The sequence below is a fragment of the Jeotgalibacillus sp. JSM ZJ347 genome (assembly GCF_044383825.1).
Taxonomy (GTDB): domain Bacteria; phylum Bacillota; class Bacilli; order Bacillales; family Jeotgalibacillaceae; genus Jeotgalibacillus.
Map to the genome: position 1 here is coordinate 354,493 of NZ_JBISEN010000002.1, position 20,490 is coordinate 374,982.

General features: G+C 44.6%; 21 protein-coding genes. 13 read left to right on the top strand and 8 right to left on the bottom strand.

Annotated elements, in window-relative coordinates; all coding sequences use genetic code 11:
• Window positions 1–32: 32 nt before the first annotated feature.
• Both ACH6CZ_RS07585 and pulA read right to left on the bottom strand, forming a co-directional pair.
• Entirely contained in the window at window positions 33–974 is a 942-nt protein-coding gene (locus tag ACH6CZ_RS07585; RefSeq protein ID WP_374096828.1) for an L-lactate dehydrogenase, read from the bottom strand.
• 369 nt (window positions 975–1,343) lie between these two features.
• Window positions 1,344–4,250 (bottom strand): type I pullulanase, encoded by a 2,907-nt coding sequence (gene pulA / locus ACH6CZ_RS07590; RefSeq protein WP_374096829.1) that lies wholly within the window; start codon window positions 4,248–4,250, stop codon window positions 1,344–1,346.
• 172 nt (window positions 4,251–4,422) lie between these two features.
• On the opposite strand from pulA, the gene ACH6CZ_RS07595 reads away from it, so the two are divergent.
• On the top strand, window positions 4,423–4,626 hold the full coding sequence (locus ACH6CZ_RS07595; protein WP_374096830.1) for a hypothetical protein: 204 nt from the start codon (window positions 4,423–4,425) through the stop codon (window positions 4,624–4,626).
• 85 nt (window positions 4,627–4,711) lie between these two features.
• On the opposite strand, the gene ACH6CZ_RS07600 is transcribed toward ACH6CZ_RS07595, so the two are convergent.
• The gene (locus tag ACH6CZ_RS07600) at window positions 4,712–5,596 is read right to left on the bottom strand and encodes a LysR family transcriptional regulator (RefSeq protein ID WP_374096831.1); all 885 of its coding nucleotides are present in this window, start codon (window positions 5,594–5,596) and stop codon (window positions 4,712–4,714) included.
• A gap of 170 nt (window positions 5,597–5,766) precedes the next feature.
• Here ACH6CZ_RS07600 and ACH6CZ_RS07605 point away from each other — a divergent pair, with 170 nt between their 5' ends.
• Genes ACH6CZ_RS07605 through ACH6CZ_RS07620 form a run of 4 tightly spaced genes read left to right on the top strand, consistent with a single transcriptional unit; the run spans window position 5,767 to window position 9,273 of the window.
• Complete coding sequence (locus tag ACH6CZ_RS07605) at window positions 5,767–6,453, top strand: CoA transferase subunit A (protein ID WP_374096832.1); 687 nt, start codon at window positions 5,767–5,769, stop codon at window positions 6,451–6,453.
• A 12-nt stretch (window positions 6,454–6,465) separates the two neighbouring features.
• A complete protein-coding gene (locus tag ACH6CZ_RS07610; RefSeq protein WP_374096833.1) occupies window positions 6,466–7,140 on the top strand; it encodes a 3-oxoacid CoA-transferase subunit B in 675 nt (224 codons plus the stop codon).
• An 18-nt stretch (window positions 7,141–7,158) separates the two neighbouring features.
• Window positions 7,159–8,478: a GntP family permease gene (locus ACH6CZ_RS07615; protein ID WP_374096834.1), complete on the top strand. Its 1,320-nt coding sequence runs from the start codon at window positions 7,159–7,161 to the stop codon at window positions 8,476–8,478.
• A gap of 18 nt (window positions 8,479–8,496) precedes the next feature.
• The gene (locus tag ACH6CZ_RS07620; RefSeq protein ID WP_374096835.1) at window positions 8,497–9,273 is read left to right on the top strand and encodes a 3-hydroxybutyrate dehydrogenase; all 777 of its coding nucleotides are present in this window, start codon (window positions 8,497–8,499) and stop codon (window positions 9,271–9,273) included.
• Window positions 9,274–9,514: 241 nt separating this feature from the next.
• Here the strand turns inward: ACH6CZ_RS07620 and ACH6CZ_RS07625 are convergent, their stop codons facing one another.
• On the bottom strand, window positions 9,515–9,706 hold the full coding sequence (locus tag ACH6CZ_RS07625) for a hypothetical protein (RefSeq protein ID WP_374096836.1): 192 nt from the start codon (window positions 9,704–9,706) through the stop codon (window positions 9,515–9,517).
• Window positions 9,707–9,847: 141 nt separating this feature from the next.
• Between ACH6CZ_RS07625 and ACH6CZ_RS07630 the strand changes: the two genes are divergently transcribed.
• From ACH6CZ_RS07630 to ACH6CZ_RS07650, 5 genes are all read left to right on the top strand, one after another.
• The gene (locus ACH6CZ_RS07630; protein WP_374096837.1) at window positions 9,848–10,399 is read left to right on the top strand and encodes a VanZ family protein; all 552 of its coding nucleotides are present in this window, start codon (window positions 9,848–9,850) and stop codon (window positions 10,397–10,399) included.
• A gap of 160 nt (window positions 10,400–10,559) precedes the next feature.
• Complete coding sequence (gene pxpB, locus ACH6CZ_RS07635) at window positions 10,560–11,252, top strand: 5-oxoprolinase subunit PxpB (protein ID WP_374096838.1); 693 nt, start codon at window positions 10,560–10,562, stop codon at window positions 11,250–11,252.
• On the top strand, window positions 11,249–12,241 hold the full coding sequence (locus ACH6CZ_RS07640; RefSeq protein WP_374096839.1) for a 5-oxoprolinase subunit C family protein: 993 nt from the start codon (window positions 11,249–11,251) through the stop codon (window positions 12,239–12,241). Before pxpB ends, ACH6CZ_RS07640 begins: the two co-directional genes overlap by 4 nt.
• Entirely contained in the window at window positions 12,234–12,992 is a 759-nt protein-coding gene (locus tag ACH6CZ_RS07645) for a LamB/YcsF family protein (RefSeq protein WP_374096840.1), read from the top strand. Before ACH6CZ_RS07640 ends, ACH6CZ_RS07645 begins: the two co-directional genes overlap by 8 nt.
• Before the next feature lie 97 nt (window positions 12,993–13,089).
• The gene (locus ACH6CZ_RS07650) at window positions 13,090–14,283 is read left to right on the top strand and encodes an NRAMP family divalent metal transporter (RefSeq protein ID WP_374096841.1); all 1,194 of its coding nucleotides are present in this window, start codon (window positions 13,090–13,092) and stop codon (window positions 14,281–14,283) included.
• 194 nt (window positions 14,284–14,477) lie between these two features.
• On the opposite strand, the gene ACH6CZ_RS07655 is transcribed toward ACH6CZ_RS07650, so the two are convergent.
• From ACH6CZ_RS07655 to ACH6CZ_RS07670, 4 genes are all read right to left on the bottom strand, one after another.
• A complete protein-coding gene (locus tag ACH6CZ_RS07655) occupies window positions 14,478–15,404 on the bottom strand; it encodes an ArsA family ATPase (RefSeq protein WP_374096842.1) in 927 nt (308 codons plus the stop codon).
• 15 nt (window positions 15,405–15,419) lie between these two features.
• On the bottom strand, window positions 15,420–15,677 hold the full coding sequence (locus tag ACH6CZ_RS07660) for a cory-CC-star protein (RefSeq protein ID WP_039812209.1): 258 nt from the start codon (window positions 15,675–15,677) through the stop codon (window positions 15,420–15,422).
• A 387-nt stretch (window positions 15,678–16,064) separates the two neighbouring features.
• Window positions 16,065–17,804: a carbon starvation CstA family protein gene (locus tag ACH6CZ_RS07665; protein ID WP_374096843.1), complete on the bottom strand. Its 1,740-nt coding sequence runs from the start codon at window positions 17,802–17,804 to the stop codon at window positions 16,065–16,067.
• Window positions 17,805–17,983: 179 nt separating this feature from the next.
• On the bottom strand, window positions 17,984–18,754 hold the full coding sequence (locus ACH6CZ_RS07670) for an SDR family oxidoreductase (RefSeq protein ID WP_374096844.1): 771 nt from the start codon (window positions 18,752–18,754) through the stop codon (window positions 17,984–17,986).
• A gap of 286 nt (window positions 18,755–19,040) precedes the next feature.
• On the opposite strand from ACH6CZ_RS07670, the gene ACH6CZ_RS07675 reads away from it, so the two are divergent.
• The 3 genes from ACH6CZ_RS07675 (at window position 19,041) to ACH6CZ_RS07685 (ending at window position 20,452) form a co-directional block, all read left to right on the top strand.
• The gene (locus tag ACH6CZ_RS07675) at window positions 19,041–19,559 is read left to right on the top strand and encodes a GNAT family N-acetyltransferase (protein WP_374096845.1); all 519 of its coding nucleotides are present in this window, start codon (window positions 19,041–19,043) and stop codon (window positions 19,557–19,559) included.
• A gap of 69 nt (window positions 19,560–19,628) precedes the next feature.
• Window positions 19,629–19,898 carry a hypothetical protein gene (locus tag ACH6CZ_RS07680; RefSeq protein WP_374096846.1) on the top strand — a complete coding sequence of 90 codons (270 nt, stop codon included), beginning with the start codon at window positions 19,629–19,631 and terminating at the stop codon, window positions 19,896–19,898.
• Window positions 19,895–20,452 carry a GNAT family N-acetyltransferase gene (locus ACH6CZ_RS07685; protein ID WP_374096847.1) on the top strand — a complete coding sequence of 186 codons (558 nt, stop codon included), beginning with the start codon at window positions 19,895–19,897 and terminating at the stop codon, window positions 20,450–20,452. Before ACH6CZ_RS07680 ends, ACH6CZ_RS07685 begins: the two co-directional genes overlap by 4 nt.
• Window positions 20,453–20,490: the final 38 nt, after the last annotated feature.

Sequence of the window (20,490 nt, forward strand, 5' to 3'; positions counted from 1 at the left end):
AGCTGTTGCCCCCGCAACAGCTGGTTTTTCACTTAAAAATGAGGCTTCAAAATCCCTCTCAGCACATCTGCACTGTGAGCAAATTGCTCTTTTTCCTTATCACTTAAATTCAATTCAATGACCTCGCGCAGCCCGCCCCGGTTGATCACAGCGGGAACTCCGATATACACATCTTCCTCGCCATATTCACCTTCCATCAGTGCAGATACAGTCAGAATGCTGTTTTCATTATGAAGAATGGCTCTTGTAATCCGCACCAGTCCCATCGCAATACCATAATAGGTCGCGCCTTTACTATTAATGATCTGGTAGGCGGCATCACGGACTTTGACGAAAATATCATCAAGATCCTCCTGCGTATATTCAGGGTACTTTTTAATCATATCAAGCACTGCTACGCCGCCGACATCGACTGAACTGTAGACCGGAAGCTCACTGTCACCATGTTCGCCGATAATGTAGCCGTGAACGTTCTGCGGAGCGACCTGGAAATACTCGCCGAGCAGGTAACGGAAACGTGCTGTATCTAAAATGGTACCGGAGCCAATCACGCGCTCTTTTGGAAATCCGCTGTACTTCCATACAGCATATGTTAAGACGTCTACAGGATTTGTCGCGACAAGGAAGATTCCATCAAATCCACTGCCGACAACCTGTGTGACGATTGAATGGAAGATTTTCAGGTTCTTTTCAACCAGCTGCAAGCGTGTTTCCCCGGGCTTCTGGTTCGCACCCGCACAAATGACAACGAGATCAACATCTTTACAATTTTCATATGTTCCGAATGAAATGTTTAATGATTGCTGAGCGAAGACTTTCCCGTGATTCAGATCGAGTACGTCACCTTTCGCTTTATCTTCATTGAGGTCAATCATGATCAGCTCATCAGCAACGCCCTGATTTAACAGTCCAAATGCATAACTTGAGCCGACAAAGCCTGTTCCAATCAATGCAACGCGATTTCCTTTTACCATTTTCACAACACACCTTTTCAATTAGAATGATGTTCTGGTTTTATTATAAGCGATATTAAAGTTGGCTGTTGATTGTAGCTCCAGGGGGACGCTTTCCGCAGGGTCGGCGGTAAGCCTCCTCGTGCTTCGCACTGCGGGGTCTTACCTGTCCGACTTCTCCTGCTGGAGTCGCCCCCTTCCGCTACAATCACCAGTTGTGCAGAAACAAAAATGATTTTTAGTACATCTTTATTATAAGTCATAAAAAATATATTGTGAATAGTTTCACAATATATTTTTCCGTTAAACCTATACTTAAATCTCACATACTCCAGCAGATATCCTGCAAACAAACCCCTGCTCCTTCATTAGGAAACAGGGGTTTATAACTTATTTCAGTTTTCCATCTTTCAGTAGTACGATACTGCTCAATCCATCAACTTCTATACTCTTACCTTTCTCCACCGACAATACTTCAGTGCCAGCTTCTTCACTGTTCACAAGTACTTTCCAAGGTCCTTTACCAGGCAGGGAAACTGAAACGGCTTCCTTGTTTGCGTTATGCACGACAAACAGGTGACGGTTCTTTTTCTCCTGGAGTGTATAAGCAATTGTATTAGCAGGGGATGCAGCGAATGTCAGGCGCTCATCAATTTCATCTGCATTTGTCAGTCTGAATGCATCATATTTTTGACGAAGGTCAATTAAGCCTGCCATGTATTCTACTTCATCGTTAAATGCAGCGCGTCGTTCCCAGTCCATCTGATTCACGCTGTCAGGTGACTGATAGCTGTTATGGTCGCCACCTTTTGTGCGCATGAATTCCTGTCCTGCATGGATAAATGAGATTCCCTGAGACGTCAGCACGATTGAAGAACCAAGCTTGTGCATCGACTTCATTTCCTCAAGTGATGCATCAGGATTTGTTTTCTCAAGCTTATCCCACAGCGTCAGATTGTCGTGTGCTTCAACGTATTGGACGACCTGATCAGGATCACGGTAAGTCGCGAAGCTGTCGTCATATGCAAGTCCGCCTGCTACACTCTGTCGCATGATGTCTTCCATACCTTGTTTACCATTTATAAAGCCTGGATCAGTATCTTCCCAAACACTGCCTTTTGCACCGTCACGCATTGTGTCGTTGAAGTGCGCAACGCGTTCCATATCTTCAGCATTTTTCTGGTTAGCTTTCAGCTCAGCATCAAGTGGCGTATTCAGATCCCAGCCTTCTCCAAGGACAATAATAGATGGATCAATTTCATCTAATGCTTCGCGTACTTCATTCATTGTATCTGTGTCATGAATACCCATTAAGTCAAAACGGAAGCCGTCCATATCGTATTCTTCAGCCCAGTATGAAACGGAATCCACGATAAATTTCTGCATCATTTTACGTTCAGAAGCTGTATCATTTCCAACGCCAGTCCCATTTGCAAGGGAACCATCCTCGTTGTAACGGAAGTAGTAGCCAGGTACAAGCTGGTGGAAGTTTGATTCATTTACAGCGTACATATGGTTGTATACCACATCCATAATGACACCCAGATCTTCTTCATGAAGTGTGTGAATCATTTCTTTCAGCTCTTCTACTCTGACTTCAGGGTCATAAGGGTCAGTTGAGTATGAACCTTCCGGCGTATTATAGTTTTTCGGATCATATCCCCAGTTGAATTGTGGTGTATCAAGATTCGTTTCATCTACTGTACGATAGTCATAGATTGGCAGGAACTGAACGTGAGACACACCAAGGTTTAAAATGTGGTCAAGTCCGGTTGCATAGCCTTCAGGACCAGTTGAACCTTTTTCAGTCACACCAAGGTATTTTCCTTTGTTTTCAATCCCGCTTTCAGGCTGAATCGAAAGGTCTCTGACATGCAGCTCATAGATCGTCGCATCTTCAGGGTTTTCACCCTTTGAGAATGTCTCCCAGCCGTCAGGGTTTGTGCGGTCAAGATCAAGGACTGCACCTTTATCACCATTTACAGAAGTGGAGCGCACATAAGGGTCAACTGCTTCACGCCACTCATCACCGATTTTTACTTTATAAGTATAAAGCTGGTTGTGAAGGTCGCCTTCAACTGCTGCTGTCCACGTTCCTTTTTCAGCAGCATCCATTACAATTTCTTCGCCTTCAACAGCATCCCAACTATCATAAAGAACAAGCCGAGCTTCGCTTGCAGTAGGTGCCCAGAGGCGGAAATCGGTTTTTTCCTCAGTATACGTATTCCCTAAATCATCGCCATCATAAAAGTACATCTCGTCAAATGATTCTGAACGGATTACTTTACCAACCTGAACAGTTGCGTCACCGAAAAAGTCCGTTTGAATCGTATACGTCTGTGTCAGATCAATATCTTCTACTGTTTCGATCGTCACTTTGTTCGTCAAAGGATCTGTGCCTTCAAAAGGACGAATATCTGCAATTGTCAGTCCATTTAACGTAATGCCTGGATCTTCAGATGAAGTGTCGATTGGCAGGTTAGTCGTTAACGTAATTTCATTTACTTCATCAATTGTTGCGCTCACAATGCGTGGTGTTGAATCAATATATTTTGAATCATAGTAAATCCCTTTATCACTTTGAACGATCCAGACCTCAGCTGTACCGTCTTCATTAAGTTTCGTAATATAGCGGTCGCCAAATTCCTGATCAGCCCAGGCATTATCACCTTCTGTTTTCTTTACGATAAAGCCGACTTTATTAAACAATTTATCGCTTGAAACCGTGAAGTCTGCAGTTAATCCAAACTCATCCTCACTTGTAAACTGGATTTCCTGACCATCGCCATTTTCAGGCCATGACCAAAGGTTCCACCCTTCGTAATTGCCATCAAAACGGTAATAGTGAAGTGTTACGTCAACTTCATTGAATGCAGGGAACTCACGATATTCACCGTCCGGTGGGGAAGTGTAGACTGTGTCATCACCGGATTTAATCCAGACCTCAGCAACGCCTGCTTCAGTCTCAGCCCAGCGGTCACCGCCGTCCTTTTCCCAGGTATCAGTTCTGACAATGAAGCCAATTCGATCATGTGACCCTTCAAGATCAACAGTCGCGATCTTTCCAAAGTCATCTTCACCTGTAAATTCGTGTACCTGACCTTCGCCGCCTTCAGGCCATACCCACAGATTCCAGTCCTGTGTGGCATCAGGTGCTTCCTCATAATGAACAATTAGTGTTGAATATGTATTGCTTTCTGCTTGTGCCGTATGGTTGGCAAACGGTTGCACAACCGGCAATAAAGAAACGATTAATAAAAATGATAACCATCCTGCAAGAAACTTTTTACGATTCACATTCATTCCTCCTTATATTTGGTATGATTAGGATTATAAGGTGAGAATAGTCTGATTGAAAGCGTTTGCACAAAAGTTGCACAAAACAAATCCATTGGACTAGTGAACAAATTGTGACTATATGTTCTGAAAGATCAGAAAACGGGAGTATTTTCATAGGAGGTTTTCAAGTATGAAGGTGATCGGTTATTTTCTGTTTGGTCTAATGATTGCGACTACGATCTTTTTGATTGCAGGTCCGATTGTAGGAGGGGTCATTGCATTTGCACTTCTTTTCACAATTCAGCTGGCCAAACCGTTTGAAGAAAAGCCTGCTAAAAACCGTGTGGCTGAGGCATATGAGAAATATTTAGAAGAAAGAGAAACCGGATCATAAGGCGATCCGGTTTTTTGGTGGAAATATGGCTGCAGGATGAAGGAAGTCCCAACTTCAGCAGTAAGACTTCCTTCAAATCACCTTGCTACCAGCCTTCATGAAGTCCCTGAACCGTTTTAATAAATTCCTTTGTCGCATATGGCATATATCGATTTTTGGCTGAAATAATTCCAAGCACCCATGGAAAAGGCTTAGACAGATTCACCATTCTCACATCCGGATCCATCACGCGGCGTCCAATCTGTTCAGGCATTAACGTCACGCCAAGATTTTTTGATACCATCCCCACAATAAAATCCCACTGAGAGCTTTCGTAAGCAATCTGCGGTGTAAAACCTTCTTCAATGCAGACTTCAATTGTACGGCTGTTCAGTGTGAATTCTTTACTTAACAGCAAAAAGGGATCCTTTTTCAACTCAATCAGGTCAATGACATCTCTTTTGGCAAGCGGGTGAGACTTATGGACAAGCAATTTAATTTCCTGATGAACGAACTCAATTGAATCAAATTTGTTCTCATCAACCGGCAATAGAACGAAGCCAAGGTCCACTTCTCCTTCGAGGACTTTTTCCTCCACACGCTGTGCACCAACCTCTGTCAGAGAGATTGTTACATCGGGAAACTGCTGCTGAAATTCAGCAATGATGCGTGGGAAAAATAGTGTACTGATGACAGGGGGTAAACCGATTGTAATGCGTCCTTTTTTAACATTCATCGTGTCATAGAGGGAAATGGATAGATCTTCTATACTGTTAACAACTTTCTGGGCCTGTTCAAATACAATTTCTCCTGCGTCTGTTAACGCAATTCTTTTCGCAGAACGGTCAATTAACGTCACCTCTAATTCCTCTTCCAGATTCTTCACCATTTTACTTAAGGTCGGCTGTGTAACATGCAGCGTCTGAGCTGCTTTTGTATAGCTTCTTTGTCTGGCTACTTCTATAAAATATTGCAGCTGTCTAATATCCACTTCGCACGCTCCTATAACTTTTATCTATCGTTATTATAATTATTATTCATTTTACCTATCAAAAAGATCAAGGTAAACTGAAAAACGTAAATCAGTCAAAATTTTGCCACAATTGAAGTGGTTTTATTTTTTAAGTGAAAAGTAAGCGTTTACAAGAAGGGGTGGTTTTGTTGAAGACGGTGTATCAGAGTTTTGAGGAAGCGGTGAAAGATGTTCAGGATGGAGCAGTCATCATGGTGGGAGGCTTCGGATTAGTTGGTATTCCTGAAAATTTAATTCTTGCGCTTGAGAAATCGGGTGTGAAGGATTTAACGGTGATTTCGAATAACTGCGGAGTCGATGACTGGGGACTTGGCAGGCTATTAAAAAATAAGCAGATTAAAAAGATGATTGGTTCCTATGTTGGTGAGAATAAAGAATTTGAGAGGCAGGTACTTGCTGGTGAACTTGAAGTTGAGCTGACACCACAGGGTACACTTGCTGAGAAGATCCGCGCAGGCGGTGCCGGCATTCCGGCATTCTTTACACCTGCGGGAGTGGGCACGCCGGTAGCAGAAGGTAAAGAAGTCCGTTCCTTCAACGGAAAAGAATATGTCCTCGAAGAAGCCCTGACAGCAGATTTCAGTTTTGTCAGAGCGCTAAGAGGCGATAAGGCAGGAAACCTCGTTTATAACAAAACGGCACGGAATTTCAACCCGATGATTGCAGCTGCCGGACGTATCACGGTAGCTGAAGTAGAAGAGATCACAGAGATCGGGGAGATTGATTCTGATGCGGTACATACGCCGGGCATATACGTTCAGGGATTAATTCAGGGAAAACAAGAAAAACGAATTGAGCGTGTGACAACGAGATAAGGAGGAAGCGGGATGGCAGTTGAACTTGATAAAAAAGTAGTGAGAGAAAAAATTGCAAAGCGTGCTGAAAAAGAGATTCAGGATGGATTTTACGTGAATCTTGGCATTGGGATGCCGACGCTGATTGCAAATCATATATCCGATAACAAACAGGTGGTACTTCAGTCTGAAAACGGTCTGCTTGGGATCGGCGCATACCCGACAGAAGCAGAACTTGATCCGGATCTGATTAATGCAGGTAAAGAAACGGTTACAGCGATCAGCGGTGCATCTTATTTTGATAGTGCCGAGTCCTTTGCGATGATCCGTGGTGGCCATATTGATATCGCCATTCTCGGCGGTATGGAGGTTGCTGAAAACGGGGATCTCGCTAACTGGATGATTCCGGGGAAAATGATTAAAGGCATGGGTGGCGCGATGGATCTTGTGCATGGTGCGAAAAAGACAGTCGTGATCATGGAGCATGTCAATCGCGCAGGCGAGTCTAAAGTGCTGAAGTCATGTACGCTCCCGCTCACTGGAAAAGGGGTCGTCAATCGCCTGATTACAGATCGTGCAGTGATCGATGTAACAGACAATGGATTGATTTTACTTGAAACAGCAGAAGGATGGACTGCAGACGAAGTAAAAGCATGTACAGAAGCATCGCTTACACTTCATGAGTCATTTAAAGAAGGGTCATTCTAAAGTTTAGGGGGATGGAAAATGCTTAGTATGATTGGATTGATCGTTGGGCTAACGCTGCTCATAGTGTTCACGATGAGGGGAATGAACCTGCTTGTTGCAGCGCCGCTATGTGCGCTGTTCGTTGCGGTTATGAGTGGACTGCCGCTGTTTCCACAGATGGTAGCAGAAGGAGAAATTAACTTTTTAACAAGCTATATGGGCGGATTTACAGGTTTCATTATGGCCTGGTTCCCGATGTTCTTGCTTGGTGCAATCTTCGGGAAGGTGATGGAGGATAGCGGCGCAGCTGACAGTGTGTCTAAATGGATTGTCAGTAAGCTTGGTTTGAAATATGCAGTGCTGGCTATTGTAGCAGCCTGTGCTGTATTAACTTACGGAGGCGTAAGTCTGTTTGTAGTTGCGTTCTCTGTATATCCAATGGCGCTAAGCCTTTTTAAAGAAGCAGATCTGCCGAGGCGTTTTATTCCGGCTGCGCTTGCATTCGGTTCAGTCACATTTACGATGACATCAGCAGGTTCACCTGAGATTCAGAACTGGATTCCAATGGAGTATATGGATACTTCTCAATATGCAGGCTGGGAAGTCAGCATACTTGTTGCTGTATTTATGATGATTTTTGGTTACTGGTGGCTAAAACGTATGATCAATAAAGCAGTCAGCAAAGGAGAACATTTTAAATCTCGTGAAAATGATCCGACCGTTGAAAATCGTGCACTTCCGCATCCGGTGATGGGTCTGATTCCACTCTTCATTGTCCTGGTGATCAGCTTTATTTTCCACCACGACCTTGGGACATCAGCATTGATTATTGCTTTGCTGGGCGGAATCATTACAACGTATGTACTGAACAGAAAGTTTTTCACGAATGTCAGTCATGCGTTATCTGAAGGAACAGTAGGCGCATTAATTGCAATCGGTAACACTGCAGCAGTTGTCGGATTCGGCGGGGTGGCAAAAGCAGTACCAGCCTTTACAACAGCCGTTGATGCAATGGCAAGTATTCCAGGCAGCCCGCTGATTGGTGGAGCCGTTGCAGTCAGTGTCATTGCCGGTATGACAGGATCCGCTTCGGGCGGTCAGACGATTGCACTGCCACTTCTTGCACCAGGCTATATTGAGGCGGGTGTAAATCAGGAGGCGCTGCATCGTACTGTCGCAATCTCGTCAGGGGCACTCGACTCACTGCCGCATAACGGATATGTCGTAACAACGATTCGCGGTATTTGTGGTGAAACGCATAAAGATGCATACGGTCCTGTAGCGGCTGTATCTGTCATCGTGCCACTAATCGGACTTGCAATTGCGATTGCACTGTTCTCAATTGGTCTTGGAATTTAATCGCTGGAGGTTATTGTGATGGTCAAAGACAAAGTTGTTTATATTACCGGTGCTGCAAGCGGAATTGGATACGAGATCGCAGTAGCTTTTGCTAAAGCCGGTGCTAAAATTGTGTTAACGGATATTAAAGAAGAGTCAGTTTTAAAAGCAGCAGATGAGTTAAAGAATCAGGGCTATGAGAGCCTTGGACTCGTCTGTGATGTAACAAAAGAGGAACACTTGATAGAGACAATTAACAAGACGATGGAGACATTCGGCAGACTTGATGTGTTAATAAATAACGCAGGGATGCAGCATGTATCAGCGATTGAAGATTTTCCAACAGAGAAGTTTGAACTGCTGACGAAAATCATGCTGACTGCACCTTTTATTGCGACCAAGCATGTATTTCCGATTATGAAGAGTCAGGGTGGTGGCCGTATCATTAATATGGCATCCATTAACGGGCTTGTCGGTTTTGCAGGGAAAGCTGCCTATAACAGTGCCAAGCACGGTGTGATCGGCCTGACGAAGGTTGCGGCACTTGAAGGAGCGAAACACGGCATCACAGTGAACGCAATGTGCCCGGGCTACGTTGATACACCGCTTGTGCGCAATCAGCTGGAAGACCTGGCGAAAAATCGCGGTGTGTCACTTGAGAAGGTCATTGAAGAAGTCATCTACCCGCTCGTACCGCAAAAGCGTCTGCTTGACGTACAGGAAATTGCTGATTACAGCATGTTCCTCGCAAGCGACCAGGCAAAAGGCATCACAGGCCAGGCAGTGGCGTTAGATGGAGGATATACAGCGCAATAAGAAAAGCGGAAGGCGCTTGTTCAGCTCCGACAGGCATAAGACGCGGAGCGGAAAACGGGTGGTCTTTCCCGTTTACCGATTCGTGGCTTATGACCCGAGGAGCTAGCGCCTGAAGCTGGACATTAGAAAAGCGTAAGGAGGCGGTTAGGTCCGACAAGCATAAGACGCCCGTTCACTCAATTAAAAAAGTCCTTGATGCACACCACAACCATGTGAAGAGCATCAAGGGCTTTTCTGTTTTCTAAGCATAGACGTAGAACCTCACTAAATCTGCAATTCCCTGATCATTATCACTCACGGGAGACTGGAAAATACCAATGACCAGATCCATAAACTCTCCACGGAATAAAAAGGCAAAAATTAAAATTACACTAATCAATATTGCTGCAAGAAATAATATGTATATCGACCATTTCCCTGCATGCTGTGCCATCAATCTCCCTCCTAAACTGTCCTTATATGTATTAGACGCTAAAAAAAGGAAAAAGTTTCGTATTTTCTGAAAAATGTTTTGATTTCTTTTTTTGGGTAAATCAAATAGGATAGGATTAGATGAATAGAAAGAGGGAAACATATGACTTCGATTGCGCTGCCGGCGGCTGTCATAGCTGCAGTCATCGGAATATTTGCGATAACAAATGATACAAAAAAGAAAAAACGTTCAACCGGAAAACGAATGATGCTTGTTTTATTCTGGATGTATGTAACAGCAGTTGTCCACGTCACGCTTGGGATACTTTCATTTCCGGCTGATCCTGGATCTCCGGTCAGAATCCAGCTTGAGCCTTTTTATTTTTTAGATGAATGGGCCACCTATAGAAACCTGCAAAGTGTATCATTTTATCAAAATGCCAGTTTGACATTCTATAACTTTGTCATGTTTATGCCTTATGGATTCTTTTTAGCGGCTTTATTCAGAAAAGGATTCATAAAAGCCGTGCTGATCTTATTTTTCACCAGCCTTCTGATTGAAACGTTGCAGCTCATTCTATCTTATTTTGGCATTGCATGGATCAGGGGTTTTAATGTGGATGATCTGATTATGAATACAGCAGGTGGCTTGCTGGTGTATATGGTTACAAGGGTCATATTGAAACTGTCGGTTAAAGAGAGAAGAGGTGCTTAAGGCACCTCTTTTTGTATGCGTCTAAATTCTCACTGAACGAGACTCTATATATTATAGAAGGTTTGCAGTTCATCACGCATTACGATAATCTATTTTCTAAGGGCTGAATGTTCTGATAAAATTTCAAATATAAGAAATTTAATTGTAAAGGAGGGGTTCGATGAATGTAACCTATCATCCGCTTGGCGATCAGGCGGTACTGATCCATTTCAAACAGGAAGTAAGCAGCGAAGTACTTGCTGAAGTGCAGTGCCTGAAGAATGAAATACAACAAGAGAAGCCGGACTGGTTATATGAAGCTGTTCCTGGATATGCCTCATTAGCAGTCCATTATGACTTTACTCAGCTGCTTCAAAAAGAGGATCCTTATAAATACGTCGTTTCTTTTTTAAAGGAGAAAGCAGCTGGCATCAAAACGGCTGAAAACTTTAAACAGCGTACAGTTAAAATTCCAGTTTGTTATGGTGGTGATCTCGGACCTGACCTTGAAGAGGTAGCGCAGCATGCAGGGATTTCAGCTGATGAAGTGATCAAGCGCCATCAAACCGGCGATTATACAGTTTATATGCTTGGTTTTGCACCGGGCTTTCCATATATCGGCGGTCTGGATCCTTCGATTGCAGCACCGCGTAAAGATAACCCAAGAACGGCCATTCCTGCCGGTTCAGTAGGTATTGCCGGAAAACAGACCGGGATATATTCGATTGAAACGCCGGGTGGCTGGCAGATTATCGGAAGAACACCCGAAAAGCTGTTTGAATTGAACAGAGACGAATCCTTCCTTTTACATGCGGGGGATAAAATTGAATTTTACGCGATTACAGAAAAAGAATTTGAGGAGTGGCAGACATGATGAAAGTAGTAGAACCAGGGCTGCTGTCTTCAATTCAGGATAACGGTCGCCGTGGTCATCAGGAATCCGGCATGATTATTTCAGGTGTGATGGATACATTCTCCATGCGTATTGCCAATACGTTAGTAGGTAATGTGGAAGGTGAGGCTGTCCTTGAGATCACCCTCACAGGACCGACAATCGAGTTCCAGGATGACCAATTGATTGCGATTTGTGGCGCAGATTTTTCTGCAACCATTGATGGCATACCGGCACCGCTATGGAGACCGGTAGCAGTGAAAAAAGGCAGTACATTACATATGAAGTTTTCCAAAGTGGGCTGCAGAGGCGTCATTGCAGTCGGCGGAGGCTTTAACGTGCCAGAGGTGCTCGGTAGTAAATCTACTTATCTCAGAGCGCAGATTGGTGGTTATGAAGGGCGCAGTCTTGAGAAAGAGGACATCCTTCAAATTGGTAATAGAAGCGATCGCTCCCAAAACATTTATGAGAAGGTAAGCAAAAACCCTGTGAACTGGTCTGTATCAGGCGCCTATACAAACGACGTTTACAACCGTTCTGTGATGAGAGTAATCCCGGGGAAACAATATGACGACTTCACTGAAGAAAGTAGAGCATGTTTTTTTGAACAGGACTATAAAATCTCAAAGCAGTCTGATAGAATGGGCTTCCGTCTTGATGGTGAGAACCTTGAGTGCGGGTTAAGTGGAGACATGCTTTCAGAAGGTGTTGCGTTTGGAACTGTGCAGGTGCCGGCAGATGGACAGCCGATTATTCTGCTTGCAGACCGGCAGACGCTTGGCGGATATCCAAAGATCGGACAAATCGCTTCGGTTGATCTGCCTTCTTTAATTCAAAAGAAGCCTGGTGAAGCGATCAGCTTTGAAGAAATTTCTGTTCAGGAAGCACAGAATCTATTTAGAAAGCGTGAAAAAGAATGGCATGAATTAAAATGGATGATCAATATGAAACTGGAGGGATTGGATGGTTAAGATTGATCTGAACTGTGATATGGGCGAAAGCTTTGGTGCTTATCAAATGGGGAATGATGCAGAGGTCCTTAAATTTATCACTTCTGCTAATATTGCCTGCGGTTATCATGCCGGAGATCCTTCAGTCATGAGAAAAACAGTTCATCTGGCGCTTGAGAGCGGAACAGCCATTGGTGCGCATCCCGGCTTCCCGGACCTCGCCGGTTTTGGGCGGCGCAATATGAAGGTATCTGAAGAAGAAGCATATGATCTGACGTTATATCAGATTGGTGCGCTCTACGGGTTTGTAAAAGCACAGGGAGGCACGCTTCAGCACGTTAAGCCTCATGGTGCGCTTTACAATGTAGCTGTAAAAGATGAAAAACTTGCCGGGGCAATTGCGAAAGCAGTGTATGACCTGGACCCTGAACTAATCTTATTTGGCCTGTCAGGCGGCGAACTGATCCGAGCAGGAAAACACGTGGGTCTGAAGACGGCTTCAGAAGTGTTTGCTGACAGAACGTATCAGCCGGATGGATCGTTAACGCCGAGATCAGAGAGCAATGCACTCATTGAAGATGATGATCAGGCTGTGCAGCAGGTTGTACGTATGGTGAAAGAAGGCGTCGTGCGTGATGTTAATGGAAAAGATATCAGCATTGAGGCGGACACTGTTTGTATTCACGGGGATGGTGCCCATGCGCTTGCTTTTGCGGAGAAGATACATCAGAGGTTGAGGGAAGAGAATATAGCGATACAAAGCTTAAGATAAGAGGTTTTAAGCCCATGATGCCTTTATCCAGCATACACTTAATGCCGGCTAAAGGCATCAGGAGCTTTACATACAACAGGAAAGGAACAACACAGCTATGAAAAAACCAGAATCAAATCGCAGTATACTGCTCGGTGCTGCTTTTCTAATGGCGACATCCGCCGTCGGACCGGGCTTTTTAACACAGACAACAACATTTACACAGACGCTTGCAGCGAGCTTTGGGTTTGTGATTTTAATTTCTATTATTATTGATATCGGTGTGCAGATGAATATCTGGCGTATTATCACGGTTTCCGGTAAACGTGCGCAGGAAATTGCCAATGAAGTACTCCCCGGGCTTGGCATTGTGTTAGCCGCACTCGTTGTACTTGGCGGTCTCGCGTTTAATATCGGAAACATCGGGGGAGCGGGCCTTGGTACCAATGTTCTCTTCGGTGTTTCGCCCGAAATGGGTGCCTTGTTCAGCGGACTTATCGCAATCGGGATTTTCCTTGTGCGGGAAGCTGCACGGATCATGGACCGCTTTATACAGGTACTTGGTTTTCTGATGATTGGACTGACTGTATTTGTGATGTTCCAGTCACAGCCACCGCTTGGAGAAGCTGTGGCACGCTCGTTTGTCCCTGAAACAGTAGATTTTCTTGCAATCGTGACACTGGTCGGCGGTACAGTCGGCGGGTACATCACATTTGCAGGGGGGCACAGACTGCTTGATGCGGGCCTGAGTGGTACGAAGAATATCCCTGAAGTCAATAAAAGTGCAGTATCTGCGATCGGACTCGCTTCGATCATCAGAATCTTTCTATTCCTTGCCACACTTGGTGTCGTGGCACAGGGTCTTGAAATTAATCCGGATAACCCGCCGGCATCTGTATTCCAGCTTGCGGCGGGTAATATCGGTTATAAAATCTTCGGCGTTGTGATGTGGTCAGCGGCAATCAGTTCAGTCATCGGGGCTGCTTATACGTCAGTTTCCTTTATCAAGACGTTCAGTCCATTTTTAGCAAAATACGAGAAGTTTCTGATCGTCGGTTTTATTACGGCTTCAACAGCCATTTTTGCGTCAATCGGGCAGCCGGTTACACTGCTTATTCTTGCAGGTGCGTTAAACGGACTAATCCTGCCAATTTCACTTGGTGTGATTTTACTTGCAGCACATAATAAGAAAATTGTTGGCGACTATAATCATCCAAAATGGTTAACGGGTTTTGGTGTTCTGATTGTAGTGGTCATGGCTTACCTTGGCGGTTATACGATGATTAATCAGCTGCCTGAGCTATTTTCTTAAATAAGGTATTAAAAAACAGGATGAGTGTTCATCCTGTTTTTTGCTGGCTGGAAAGCGGCTGGGGCAGAGATGTAGCAATCTCCGCTGAAGTTGCACGGGTTTGTTCTGAAGTTGTCGTGGTCAGCGCGGAAGTTGTAGCAATCCACCCGCAAACTTGTAGCAATCCGCGCCAAGCTTGTAGTAATTCAACTCTTCTAATCAAGCTGTCCGCTGAACCACTCCAGTAAATCTTTATTCACAATATCCTGCGATGAAAATGGAACATAGATCAGTTCCTGTTTTTTAAATATCTCTTTAATCTTTTCTAAATGCGGTTTCTCATGCTTTTTACGTTCCTGCATAAAAGAGCCGTCCACATCATCAGGCAGTACTTTATTAACGATAAGCGTGTTGACATGAAGGTCATATTGATCGAGCAGCTGAAGCGCTTTTTCTGTTTCAAGAATCGGGAGCCGCTCAGGATTCAACACGAATACAAACCCTGTTTCCTTCGGATCAAGCAGGATTTCGCGTGCTCTTGAAAAGCGGTCCTGACGCGTTCTCAGTACGTCATAGATCGGGTCTTCCACGGGCTCTCCGTCATTTAAAAGCGCAGCGTAATTCTCATTGGTTTTCCGGCGTTTTTCAAGCAGTCCTTCAATCCAGATACCCATCAGTTCTGGCAGTGTAAGAAGGCGGATCGTATGCCCGGTTGGTGCTGTGTCAAAAACGATTTTATCAAACTTTTCCCGTTCTTCTAATACAATTGAAATCAGCTTATCGAAAAGTGCAGCTTCATCCGCACCGGGTGATGATTTGGCAGTATCGAGCTGTCTGTGAACCTCTTCCATCATGCCGGCGTGTACCACACCCTTGATGTTGGCCTTTACACCTTTAATATAATTCGCTGTTTCAATCTCCGGATCAATCTCAAGCGCGAATAAATTGGGTGCGATTTCAGTATTTTTACCGCCGATTTTACGATCAAAGATATCCCCGACGTTATGAGCGGGATCAGTTGATACAAGCAGCGTGCGGTGACCCTGCTTCGCAGATTTCCATGCGATGGCTGCAGCAGACGTGGATTTGCCAACGCCGCCCTTACCACCGACAAATAAAATATTATTCTTTAAAATATCCATCCAACGGCTCCTTTATCAGCAGCAGCGGATGCCTGAGAGCGGAGATTTCTCCATTCCCATCCGCAGGTGCCAATCGTGAAATTTTTCGATCATATGAGGGTAAAGCTCGAGCGTATAATAGTAGACCGGGTTTGGAATGCCGATCATTTCAGAGTAGAGCATGAGCAAAAATAGATCATCCTCATTCCTTAATTCCCGTGCGATTTCCTGGCGGTGGGGCATGCTCAGCACTTCTTCATAGTAGGCAATGAGTTTTTTGACATGGTCAAGCATGGGTGAGCACCTCCTTAGGTAATTAGTTATCAATATTATACATGAGGAAGATTACTGCTTGTCGGGTCTGAACAAGGCGCCTCCGCTTTTCTAAGTGTCCAGCTCCAGGCGCTAGCTCTTCGGGTCCATAAGCCACGCATCGGTAAATGGGAAGATCGCCCATTTTCCGCTCCGCGTCTTATGCCCGTCAGAGCTGACCAAGCGCCTTCCGCTTTTCTAAGGTGTCCAGCTCCAGCAGGCAGGGCCTCGAGTCATAAGCCACAATGAGAAAATGGGAAAGGTCACCCATTTCTCTCATTGCGTCTTATGCTTGTCGGACCTGAACGCCTGCTTCCGCTTTTCTAATTAAAAAACAGGAAAGGACCACATCCCTTTCCTGCCACAATCTTATTCGTTCGGGTCAATCGGCGTCTGGTTTTTAGACATCAGCGTAGAGATCGCTGTCAGACAGATCCAAAGTGCAAATCCTAAGATCAGCGCACCGAACACAAACAGCAGCGTACTTGATTGCTCATTCCACCATGCCCACTGAGTGAACACCTGACTGATCATGGCATAAAGCGTCATGAACATCAGGAAGACCATTGGAATCAGTGTGATCAGGTAGTTTCTGCCAAGCCTCTTCAGCCAGATTGAAATCAGTAACAGGTTGATCCCTGCTAAGAGCTGATTGGATGTACCGAATAACGGCCACAGCAGGTAACCGCCTGAACCGAAGCCGTTAGGACCTTCAGGGATGAGCACAAGCGCAGCACTTGATACAACAGCAATTGTTGTAGCAACATGCGTTTTTTCAAGTGCAGGTACTTTATATTCTGTACCGAGTTCAGAAATGATGTAACGCATCAGACGAACGGACGTATCAAGCGTTGTTGCCGCAAAGCTGACAACGATAATTGAAACGATTGTCGCAGCGACTTCAGCCGGAATTCCAAGTCCGCCAGCAAGCTGACCGGCACCCTGTACAAAGTTGCCAAGACCGCCGCCGCTTGCTGCTGCAAAGCTGTTATAAGATTCTTTAAATGCATCGGCATTCGGGAAGAACGTGATAACTGCAATGATTGAGATCAGTGCAAGCACACCTTCACCAACAGCCCCTGCATAACCAACAAAGCGTGCATCTGTTTCTTTATTCAATTGCTTAGAAGACGTTCCTGATGAAACCAGTCCATGGAAGCCTGAAATCGCACCACAGGCAATTGTGATAAAGAGTAGTGGGAACCATGATACATCATTTGCATCAGGGTTCGTGATTGGCGCTGTAATCTCAGGGTTTGTAAATAACAGTCCAAGATACAGAATACCAAGACCAACGACAAGCTGGTGTGAATTAATAAAGTCACGCGGCTGAAGCAGCTTCCATACAGGAAGAGTAGACGCGATGTAGACATAGATCATCAAAATAACAATCCAGATAAAGAATGCAGTTGAAATGGCGCCAAGTCCAAAGATCCCGGCACCGTCTTCACCACCCATATAGCGGACAAGGTCAATCTGCAGGATCTGATATTCTGCTGCAAGTACAGCTACAATGTACATCACTGCAAGTGCAACAAGCGATGGCACAAGCATTTTTGCATTGCGCTTATACACCGCATGCCCAATCCAGATCGCAAGCGGAATCTGTATAAATACCGGCAGGACGCTTGATGGGAAAGTGATAAACAGGTTGGCAATCACCCATGCAAATACAGCGTTAACCATTAGTACAAGAATTAAAATAATAAATAAGAACAAAATCTTTGCACGCTGGCCAACTAGTTTATTTGCAAGTGTTCCCATTGACTGCCCTTTATTTCTGACAGAAACAACGAGTGTTCCAAAGTCATGAACTCCGGCAGCAAATACTGTACCAAGCACAACCCAGAGCACGGCAGGAAGCCAGCCCCAGTAAACTGCAATGGCAGGTCCTAAAATTGGTGCAGCACCGGCTACAGACGTAAAGTGGTGTCCCCAGAGCACAAACTTATTCGTCGGTACAAAATCGACGCCGTCTTTGTAGCGATGTGCAGGCGTAACGTAGTTTGGATCAAGTCTGTATATTTTCTCAGCAACAAATTTCGAATAAAATCTGTAGCCAAGCACAAACACAAACAGACCGATCGCCGCTAAAGCAATCGCATTCATTCAGTTTCCCCCTTCATTATGTAATCTGACACTGTTATATATCATATGTAAACACTTTCAATGTCATGTTCCATAATAGGGTATTGTTTGAATTGTGTAAATATTTTAACAGAAATATTTTCGGCTAACTAAGGAATTAGTTGATTAGTCACATAATGGTGTCAGAAATAAGTAAGTGATCAGAAGTGGTTAATAAACCCGCCTTCTGAATGAATCGTCTGACCAGTCACCCACTGCGCCTGCTCACTAACCAGAAATGATGCCAGATTTGCAGTATCTGAAGGCTGTCCCATCCGTCCCTGCGGAGAGCGCTTTAATAATGTTTCTCTCAGTTCATCATTCATCCAGCCTGTATCAGTCGGTCCGGGGTTAATGACGTTAATCGTGATTTTTCTTTTAGCGAGAACCGGAGAGATCGTATAAACCAGCGTATCCATCGTGGATTTCGTCATTGCATAGGGCAGCTCATCCGGCATTGGTCCCTGTGCCCATCCGGTTGTCAGACAGATCACCCTTCCAAAATCGTATTCAAAGTGTTTCAGGAACTTTTGCGTGAGCAGCGTAACAGCGCGTGTATTTATAGCATAATGCTGATCAAGCTGATCTGCTGTCACCGTTTCGATCGTATCATTGATTGAAACAGCCGCATTATGAATCAGCGTATCAGGGTAACGTCCAAAGACTGATTCACAGTAAGCATATAATTCATCAATGGATTGGGGATCAGCTAAATTCAGCTCAATCATTTCAGCGTGAACACTTTTTTCCCGGCATAAAGCCAGAATATCGTCCGGATCCTCACTTCTTTCATGAGAAGACACTTCACGGTCATAAGCGTGCCAGTAGGTAAATAGAATATCCATTCCGTCTGCTGCTAATCTTTCAGCTAGTGCTGCACCAATCCCTATTTTTCTTCCAACGCCGGTAACAAGCGCAAGTCTGCGAGTCATACGATCACCACTTTCATATTTTTAATATGTGCTGTTAAAATTGGCTGATGATCGCAGCGAGAGGGGGGACGCTTTCCGCGGCCGGGCGGTGAGCCCGCAGGCTTCGCCTAGGCCTCACCTGTCCCTTCCTGCCACAGGAGTCGCCCCCTTACGCTCCGATCATCAGCTGTGTATTAATAACAATGGACTTTAACAAAGCTTTTTAATAAAAGGTCTTCTCTTTTCTCTATTATAAAGATACCATAGATAAAAGAAATTATTGGAAGTAAAGGGTGGGGGAACTTATATGGAAAGAGTTCAATTAGTTAAACCGAATTTGATAACTGAAGAGTCTTACAGGGACTACATAAAAGAATGGCAGACATCGGGGGAAGAAATTATTCCTAACGCTTCTATGCCGGTGGAAATGGGGTTTGATGAGCAGGTGGAGAACTGGAGAAATGAGGAGCAGGGGATCGGCCTTCCTGAAGGATGGGTAAGCTCTTCACTATTCTTTTTAATTAATCAGGAAGAGAAAATACTCGGTGCTGCTCATATCCGGCACAAGCTGACAGAGCGGCTTTCTCAGTACGGAGGGCACATCGGTTATGGCGTCAGACCTTACGAACGAAAAAAGGGTTATGCAACTGAGATTCTTAAGCTTTCACTGAAGGAAGCAAGAAAGCTTGGGATAAACGAAGTGCTTATCACATGCAATGACGATAATCCGGGGTCCTATAAAACAATTGAGGCAAATGGCGGTCTCAGAGACCCACAGGATGCCGATGAGAATGGCATTCTGATCAGACGGTACTGGATTCGTTAAGATTTTGCATAATTCGGGCGGTTTCTTTGATATAGTTAAAGAACAACAGATGTGAAAGGAACGATCTTAATGAGCAATGCTTCTGAATCGACAAGAATGGAACAATTAAAATCCCGCGAGAAAATTTTTCTCGGACTGCTGATTGGCGGAGCGCTTGGTTTGAATTTTCGTCTGATCAATGTACTGATGATTGATGATATTACGATGGAAACAGTAAGCAATCTGGAACTTGGGATTTACATTTTATTTTTTGTGGTGGCTGTAACAGGTATGCTGTGGGTGCGAAAACAAAAGAGGATTGAACTTGAAAAAAATCCGGAGTACGAAAATAAGAAGTGAGACCTTTTGCTGAAGTTGAAACAGAAAGGTTAATTCTGACACCACTGACACAAGAGCATACACAGTTCATTTTTAACCACTTTTCAGACCCGGTTGTCTGCCGGTATTTACTAGATGAAGAGGTATATACGGAGCTTGAGGAAGCGGAGAACTTTATCCTGTTCAACGCCTATCATCCTAAAAAGAACAACAATCGCTGGGCCATCGTAAAAAAAGAAAGCGCCACTTTGATCGGCACATGCGGATTCCATCAGTGGGACCGGTTTAATAATATTGCAGAGATCGGCTATGACCTGACTCCGTCCGAGTGGGGAAAGGGTTTTGGAAGCGAAGCCGTCACGGCAATGATCGAACATGGCTTTGATCAGATGAAACTGAACCGGATTGAAGCATATGCGGCTAAAGGAAACACTGCTTCTATGAAATTGCTTGAACGGCTGGGCTTTAAACAGGAAGGTTTAGTGCGGGATAAGCACCTTTTTCAGGGTAAATACTATGATCATTATAGCTACTCGCTTCTAAGGCGGGAATGGAAAAACGGTTCACATATGTGAGCCGTTTTTTTCGTTGTCCTGAAATCTAAACACAAGCT

Bases quoted from the DNA above. Each gene is read 5' to 3' on its own strand.
- ACH6CZ_RS07585 (WP_374096828.1), bottom strand. From the start codon at position 974: ATGGTAAAAGGAAATCGCGTTGCATTGATTGGAACAGGCTTTGTCGGC.
- ACH6CZ_RS07595 (WP_374096830.1), top strand. From the start codon at position 4,423: ATGAAGGTGATCGGTTATTTTCTGTTTGGTCTAATGATTGCGACTACG.
- ACH6CZ_RS07610 (WP_374096833.1), top strand. From the start codon at position 6,466: ATGGCAGTTGAACTTGATAAAAAAGTAGTGAGAGAAAAAATTGCAAAG.
- ACH6CZ_RS07615 (WP_374096834.1), top strand. From the start codon at position 7,159: ATGCTTAGTATGATTGGATTGATCGTTGGGCTAACGCTGCTCATAGTG.
- ACH6CZ_RS07620 (WP_374096835.1), top strand. From the start codon at position 8,497: ATGGTCAAAGACAAAGTTGTTTATATTACCGGTGCTGCAAGCGGAATT.
- ACH6CZ_RS07625 (WP_374096836.1), bottom strand. From the start codon at position 9,706: ATGGCACAGCATGCAGGGAAATGGTCGATATACATATTATTTCTTGCA.
- ACH6CZ_RS07630 (WP_374096837.1), top strand. From the start codon at position 9,848: ATGACTTCGATTGCGCTGCCGGCGGCTGTCATAGCTGCAGTCATCGGA.
- pxpB (WP_374096838.1), top strand. From the start codon at position 10,560: ATGAATGTAACCTATCATCCGCTTGGCGATCAGGCGGTACTGATCCAT.
- ACH6CZ_RS07640 (WP_374096839.1), top strand. From the start codon at position 11,249: ATGATGAAAGTAGTAGAACCAGGGCTGCTGTCTTCAATTCAGGATAAC.
- ACH6CZ_RS07645 (WP_374096840.1), top strand. From the start codon at position 12,234: ATGGTTAAGATTGATCTGAACTGTGATATGGGCGAAAGCTTTGGTGCT.
- ACH6CZ_RS07650 (WP_374096841.1), top strand. From the start codon at position 13,090: ATGAAAAAACCAGAATCAAATCGCAGTATACTGCTCGGTGCTGCTTTT.
- ACH6CZ_RS07655 (WP_374096842.1), bottom strand. From the start codon at position 15,404: ATGGATATTTTAAAGAATAATATTTTATTTGTCGGTGGTAAGGGCGGC.
- ACH6CZ_RS07660 (WP_039812209.1), bottom strand. From the start codon at position 15,677: ATGCTTGACCATGTCAAAAAACTCATTGCCTACTATGAAGAAGTGCTG.
- ACH6CZ_RS07665 (WP_374096843.1), bottom strand. From the start codon at position 17,804: ATGAATGCGATTGCTTTAGCGGCGATCGGTCTGTTTGTGTTTGTGCTT.
- ACH6CZ_RS07670 (WP_374096844.1), bottom strand. From the start codon at position 18,754: ATGACTCGCAGACTTGCGCTTGTTACCGGCGTTGGAAGAAAAATAGGG.
- ACH6CZ_RS07675 (WP_374096845.1), top strand. From the start codon at position 19,041: ATGGAAAGAGTTCAATTAGTTAAACCGAATTTGATAACTGAAGAGTCT.
- ACH6CZ_RS07680 (WP_374096846.1), top strand. From the start codon at position 19,629: ATGAGCAATGCTTCTGAATCGACAAGAATGGAACAATTAAAATCCCGC.